Source organism: Pseudomonas sp. AC463, from assembly GCF_979253585.1.
This window is the reverse complement of record NZ_CEEDDZ010000700.1, coordinates 1-265: the sequence shown is the minus strand read 5'-3', so window position 1 is coordinate 265 and position 265 is coordinate 1. Positions and strand designations below refer to the sequence as shown.

Here is a 265-nt window from a genome sequence, read left to right as displayed (position 1 = left end):
GCCCTGGGCAAGGCCTACAACATCAGCAATGGTGCAGCGGTGCCGCTCTGGGACGTGGTCAATTACGTGCTGCGCCAACTGGAGTTGCCGCTGGTCACCCGCCACGTGCCGGTCGGTCTGGCGCTTAGCGTGGCAACGCTCAATGAAGGGCTCTGCAGCCTCTTGCCGGGGCGCCCCGAGCCGTCGTTGTCACGACTGACCGTGGATGTGATGAGCCGTAACTTCTCGCTGGATATCAGCCAGGCGCAGCAGCACCTGGATTACC

Annotated in this window: 1 pseudogene; it reads left to right on the top strand. The window is 63.4% G+C overall.

The annotated features are described in order from the left end of the window. A pseudogene (locus AC0IYH_RS31995) lies at window positions 1-265 on the top strand (NAD-dependent epimerase/dehydratase family protein); the annotation flags it as partial.